General features: G+C 59.2%; 5 protein-coding genes and 1 pseudogene. 3 read left to right on the top strand and 3 right to left on the bottom strand.

Going from position 1 to position 5505, the window contains the following annotated elements; translation table 11 throughout:
• Positions 1-30: 30 nt before the first annotated feature.
• Positions 31-1203 carry a hypothetical protein gene (locus NW857_RS08485; protein ID WP_414368654.1) on the bottom strand — a complete coding sequence of 391 codons (1173 nt, stop codon included), beginning with the start codon at positions 1201-1203 and terminating at the stop codon, positions 31-33.
• 106 nt (positions 1204-1309) lie between these two features.
• Here NW857_RS08485 and NW857_RS08480 point away from each other — a divergent pair, with 106 nt between their 5' ends.
• Positions 1310-2224 (top strand): alpha/beta fold hydrolase, encoded by a 915-nt coding sequence (locus NW857_RS08480; protein WP_414348912.1) that lies wholly within the window; start codon positions 1310-1312, stop codon positions 2222-2224.
• A gap of 122 nt (positions 2225-2346) precedes the next feature.
• Here NW857_RS08480 and NW857_RS08475 read toward each other — a convergent pair whose 3' ends face one another.
• Both NW857_RS08475 and NW857_RS08470 read right to left on the bottom strand, forming a co-directional pair.
• Entirely contained in the window at positions 2347-3369 is a 1023-nt protein-coding gene (locus NW857_RS08475) for an E3 ubiquitin ligase family protein (protein WP_414368652.1), read from the bottom strand.
• Between the two features lie 235 nt (positions 3370-3604).
• Positions 3605-4510 (bottom strand): LysR family transcriptional regulator, encoded by a 906-nt coding sequence (locus tag NW857_RS08470; RefSeq protein WP_414335058.1) that lies wholly within the window; start codon positions 4508-4510, stop codon positions 3605-3607.
• A 175-nt stretch (positions 4511-4685) separates the two neighbouring features.
• Between NW857_RS08470 and NW857_RS08465 the strand changes: the two genes are divergently transcribed.
• Both NW857_RS08465 and NW857_RS08460 read left to right on the top strand, forming a co-directional pair.
• The gene (locus tag NW857_RS08465) at positions 4686-5150 is read left to right on the top strand and encodes a redox protein (protein ID WP_414335063.1); all 465 of its coding nucleotides are present in this window, start codon (positions 4686-4688) and stop codon (positions 5148-5150) included.
• 125 nt (positions 5151-5275) lie between these two features.
• Positions 5276-5505 (top strand): annotated as a pseudogene (locus tag NW857_RS08460) (2-deoxyribose-5-phosphate aldolase); the annotation flags it as partial.

Below are 5505 nucleotides of genomic sequence, written 5' to 3'. Positions count from 1 at the left end.
GCTGTGAAGCACCGCCGCCACGCGAAAGCTCTAGAGCAGCAACGGACATCGCAACCCCAGCCCAAGGCTCCGGCCCACCCGCCCCCCCAGCACCGCCAGCGACACCCCCAAGAGCAGAGGATATTCCAGCACCGTCTCAAACACCTGCGGGGCCAAGAGGGCAGAGAACATCCCCCCCAAGCTCCCCCCCAAAGCCAACCACAGGTAAAACTGCGTCAACTGCTCCACCGGCGGGCGCCGGCAGGCCAACTGGCTGTGGCAGCCCCAGCTTACCAGCCCAAAGGTGACCAGATGCAGCAGCAGCAAAAAACCGGGCCTCACCCAGCCCAAGACCTGGGCCCCCACTGCCCCGCAGGCCAGAAGAGCCGTTGTTCCCAACATCCACTTCCTGGGGTGGATACCCCCAAAAGCCAGCATGAATGTCAGCAGATAAATCCCCAGGGGGATGGCCCACAACAGGGGCACCGCCGCCACGTCGGTGGTCAGCAAAGTGGTGACCGCCACCAACAGGCCTGCCGGCAAAAAAGCCAGCCCCGCCCAGCGCCAGCGCTCTCCCCAGGAGACTGCCAAGGATCCTGGGTCGGGATCCCCCACAGTGCTCTGGGCCGCTGACGCCAACAGCCCCACCCCGCTCAGCAGCACCAGGGCTGCCACCAGCGCGTAGGATCCCGTCCACAGGTGAGTTTGCCCAGCCAAAGACAGCCGGGGCTCCAGCAGCAGCGGGTAACCCAGCAGCCCGGCCAAACTGCCGGCATTGCTGGCCACATAGAGAAAATAGGGATCCCGCAGCCCCTGTTGCTCCGCGCCCTTTCTTGCCGCCAACCCCCGTTGCAGCAATGGCGCCGTCGCCGACAGGAGAAACAGCGGCACCCCAGCTCCCAAAGCCAGGTCTGCCAAGAGGGCGAGAGGGGGCCACGCTCCTTCCGGCTGCAGGCAGAGCCCAAATTGAAAGGGTAAAAGCCTCAGCCCCATCAGCAGCAAGATCCCCTGGATCAGCACGCCCATCCTGGGATGGAACCCACGCCCCAGCCGGTCTGCCCACAGGTAGCCCAACAGCAGGGTGACCTGGAAAAAAGCCAGGCAGGTGTTCCACACCAGGGGGGATCCTCCCCACAGCGGCAGCAGCAACTTGCCCACCAACAACTGTCCCCAAAAGAGGCAAAAAGCGCTGCCGAACAAGCCGAGGCCAACCAGCCAAATCAAAGCCGACCCACCGCAAAACCCTCAACTGCCAGTATTGCCCAGCCTCCCCCGGAAACTTACAAAGAGATTTAAGATCGCAACGTTGACGCGAAGCCAGAGGCTCCCCATGCTTCCTTTGCCCACCGCACCCCCCATTGCAGAGCACCGCTGGCTCTGGCGTGACCAGTCCATTCGCTATCAGCAGTCGGGATCTGCCGGCCCGGCGGTGTTGCTGATCCATGGCTTTGGGGCCAGCAGCGACCATTGGCGGAAAAATTTGCCGGAGCTGGGGCAGCACTGTCGGGTGTACGCGGTCGATCTGTTGGGCTTTGGGGGATCCGCCAAGCCTCTGCCCGGCTCGCCTCTGCCCTACACCTTCGAGACCTGGGGATCCCTGGTGGCAGATTTTGTGCGCGAGGTGATGGGCCAGCCGGCCTATCTGGTGGGCAACTCGATTGGCTGCATTGTGGCTTTGCAGGCGGCGGTTCTGGATCCGGGGCAGGTTTTGGGAGTGGCGATGTTGGATCCCTCGCTGCGGCTGCTGCACGAGCGGAAACGAGCGCAAATCTCCTGGCTGCGCCGCTGGACCACTCCTCTGCTCCAATCCCTGCTGGGGTGGCCCCCCTTTGGTCGTTTTTTCTTCGCCCAGATAGCTCAACCCAAGGCCATTCGCAACATCCTCCTCCAGGCCTACGGACGCAAAGAAGCCGTTACCGAGGAACTGATCCAGCTTTTGCTCAAGCCGGCTTTGGAGCCAGGAGCGGCAGAGGTCTTTTTGGCTTTTGTGCGCTATTCTCAAGGGCCTTTGGCAGAAGATCTCTTGCCTCAGCTCGCCTGCCCCGTCTTGATCCTGTGGGGGGAAGCGGATCCCTGGGAACCCATTGCCCTGGGGCGGGCCCTGGCGGGGTTCCCTTGCGTGGTGGGGTTCATCCCCTTGCCAGGAGTTGGCCATTGCCCCCAAGACGAAGCCCCCGAGCTGGTCAACCCGCTGCTTTTGGACTGGATCCGGGATCCCAACCGGAAACCTGATCCCATAGTCTAACCCCTCACCCCCAGCCCCTCTCCCTCTGGGAGAGGGGAGCTGAAGCGGCGCGTTCGCGACAGCGTTGTGTAGCAATGACTACAACAGTGAGGAGAGAGGATGGGAGCCTATCGCCGATAGGGCTACAGGGACTGCAGCAGGTGGAGCACGGTGAAAACGCCAATGCCCAGCAGGACGAGGGATCCCGCCAAGAAGCCGTAGGCATTGGAGCGGTGCTCTTCCAAGAGGGCCTCAGCGGATTTGGGCGCGATGATGAACCGTCCTCCCGAAAGGGGTTTTCGGATCACAGGATCCCCTACCTCAGAACGCACCTCCCCCATGGCAAAGGCCATCCCATCCACCGGGAGCACCCATTCTTTGTAGACAAAGGAGCGGGTGGAGCGATTTTCTGTTCTCATCCGGGAAAAGTAGCGTTTGAAATCGAAGTTGAACCGGCTGGGGCCTTTTCCGGGGAAAACAGTCTCATCCACAACCAACATGGCCTCTACCTCGGCACCTGTGGGATCCACCCTCACCCTTCCGGTTTCGTCTTCGATGAAAAAAGGGAGCTGGCGAACCACCGAGTGAAGGGTCTCAGTTCTTGTTTCTGTCTCTCTCTCAAGGAGATATTCCCGACCCGTGCTCGGATCGTAGTACACATTGCTGTAGTACTTCTGGGGAGGGCCTGCTTCAGAAAACTGCGATTTTTCCAGATGGCCTGGGAAGCCAGGCTTTTGCGGGTAATCGGAGTAACCAGGCTTTTTCTGGAAAAAGTCCGAAGGGGGGTAGCCAGAGCCGGGTTTTTGCTGAAAGGAGGCTGCGCTGAAGTAGCCAGAGCCGGGCTTTTGTTGGAAAGAATCAGAGTAGCCGGGATCCACCCTTTTCTGGAAAGAACCGGAGTCAGAGTAGCCCAAGCCGGGCCTTTTTCCGGTCATTCCCCCCGGATAGGATTTTGCCCGAGATCCCAAGCGCAGAGCGTTCTGGTATTCGCCTTCGCTGATCCGTTCCCTGTAGGCGACATCGCCTTCGCTATTCAAATACTTTCGATAGCACTCGGCTTCGTCATACTCCCAAGTGATCTCCGACTTGTAGTAGACACAAGGCTGGCGTGAAAACTCCGATACCAAAGGCCGATCGCACACAATCCTGCCGTAAACTTGGGCCAAGTTCGATCCTTTTGGGCTTGTCTGACCGAGATTGCGAAGCTCGGCTACCTTGAGCAACCGAGTTGCAGAGAGCTGCTGAACCAACCTCTGGGAGCGCAAATACTCAAAAAATGAAAACAGAGAGCCGGGAAGACAAAGTAGCCCAAGCAGCGTCAGCCAGTTCATAGAGGCCTTCCTTTCCGATGGGATGGGAGTGAAGTTGGCCTCATGCTAGCAGTTACCTGGGAACAGGATTTTAAGAGGAGTTTAAGGCCAGCTCTCCACCCGGCAACTGGGACGGGTTTCCCCGTAAGGCTTCCAGGAAGGCAAAGACTGCCGGCGGATGCAGCGCCGAGGCCAGGATGGCAGCCCCGATCACCCGCTCCAGGGGGATGGGCAAGCGGCGGATCTGGATCCCTGCGGGAATGGGGAGGGCAGCCAAGCGGGGCAAAATAGCAGCCCCCAGACCCTGCGCCACCATGTTCACAATGGTGGAGTCTTCCTTCACCAAGTAGGCCACCTTGAGGGTTTGGTGGGCCGCTTCCCAGTGGTTGCGCACCGCCGTGGTGCATTCGGCGTAGTTGTAGAGAATGTAAGAAAAGCGGGAAAGATCCTCCCAAGTGAGGGTTTCCGGCAGGGGCCCAAAACTCAGCGGAACCAACAAAATGAACTCGTCGCGGGCGATCTCCCACGTCTGCAGATCCTCAGCAGCCCGCGGCAAGGGCAATAGGCCAATATCCACCTGGCCTGAGCGCAGCAGATGTTCCACTGTGGCCGGATCTTCTTCTGTAAGGGTGACGGCAACCTGCGGAAATTGTTGGCGGAAGCGGGCAATCACCGGCGGCAGCAAATGGGTTGCAGCACTGCGAAAAGCGGCAACCCGCACATTTCCCCCCCGCAACCCTTTTTCCAGGTTGGCTTCATACTCCATTTGTTCCCACAGTTGCAGCATCTTGCGGACATGGCGCATTAGTCGCTCCCCCACCGGCGTTAGGCGGGCCCCAAAGCGACCGCGCACCAACACAGACACCCCCAATTCTTCCTCTAGGCTGGCGATGGCCCGGCTCACCGCCGACTGGGAAATCTGCAATTGCAGGGCGGCATCGCTGAAATTCCCCCGCTCCACCACAGCCACCAGAGTTCGCAGTTGTGAGATGTTCATGGATCCCATCTATTCGATCTGCGCATAGATGTGATGCTATCTCAGATTTGAACCCTCTGCTGGGCCTGACTAAACTGACGACATAACTCCATCTTCACACTGCGAAACAGCACGAAACAGTGTGAAAACCTGTTTTTCTCTCTGTCGTTGGTCAGGTGTTCCCATGGCGAGCTCCATGTTTGCCCTGCTGCCTTTTCATCAATTTCGAGATACCCCCGGCGTACGTTTTTTCGACATCACAGTTGCCCAATCCAACGCCCGCGACTTGGTTTATCATGATGGGCCGGCCATCAGTCCCCCCGACAATCCTCAAGGCTATTGGCAGTTTTACATGCATCCCCACCAAGAGGACAACTTGTTGGCTCTGTGGGGCGGGCGGACGTTTTATTTGGTGAATTTTAGCTGGCGGGATCCCTTCCACATTGTGCGCTTGGAAGCCAATCGAGGTATTTTGCGCATTCCCCCCGGCACTTTCCACCGTTCCATCTCCGATCCGCAGGGATCCATCGTTTTGAACCAGGCGGTGCGCGACGAAAAAGCCATCTTGGAAAAAGAATTTCGCATCTACGACAGCAGCCGTATTCCCCGATTGCTGCAGGTGACCTCGGCGCCCGCACCTTTGCCCCGCATTTGTGCCTAGCACGCGGCAGGTCAATCAAGGCTGGCGATCGGGCGGTGGTACACCGATAAGGCTCGGCCACCTTTGCGGATCCCTGCGGGCGAAAACTGGGGCTAAAGTAGAGAAGGGTGCTGGGGGCTCGACCCATGCTTTCTCTGGAGCGTAAGGGCGCGGCGGATAGCTCGATCAATTTGGCGGAGTACATCGACCACACGCTGCTGTTGCCGATGGTGACCCCAGAACAGATCGAGCAGGGGTGCGCAATTGCCTTGCGCTACTGTTTTCCCACTTTTTGCGTTCCACCTTGTTACGTGCCGCGGGTGGTGGAGCGGCTGCATGGATCCCCGGTCAAGGTAAGCACGGTGGTGGGGTTTCC

This window comes from Synechococcus sp. H55.9 (assembly GCF_047462355.1).
In the GTDB taxonomy this organism is placed as follows: domain Bacteria; phylum Cyanobacteriota; class Cyanobacteriia; order Thermostichales; family Thermostichaceae; genus Thermostichus.
This window is presented reverse-complemented; position numbering and strand designations above follow the sequence as displayed.

Bases quoted from the DNA above. Each gene is read 5' to 3' on its own strand.
- NW857_RS08470 (WP_414335058.1), bottom strand. From the start codon at position 4,510: ATGAACATCTCACAACTGCGAACTCTGGTGGCTGTGGTGGAGCGGGGG.
- NW857_RS08465 (WP_414335063.1), top strand. From the start codon at position 4,686: ATGTTTGCCCTGCTGCCTTTTCATCAATTTCGAGATACCCCCGGCGTA.
- NW857_RS08480 (WP_414348912.1), top strand. From the start codon at position 1,310: ATGCTTCCTTTGCCCACCGCACCCCCCATTGCAGAGCACCGCTGGCTC.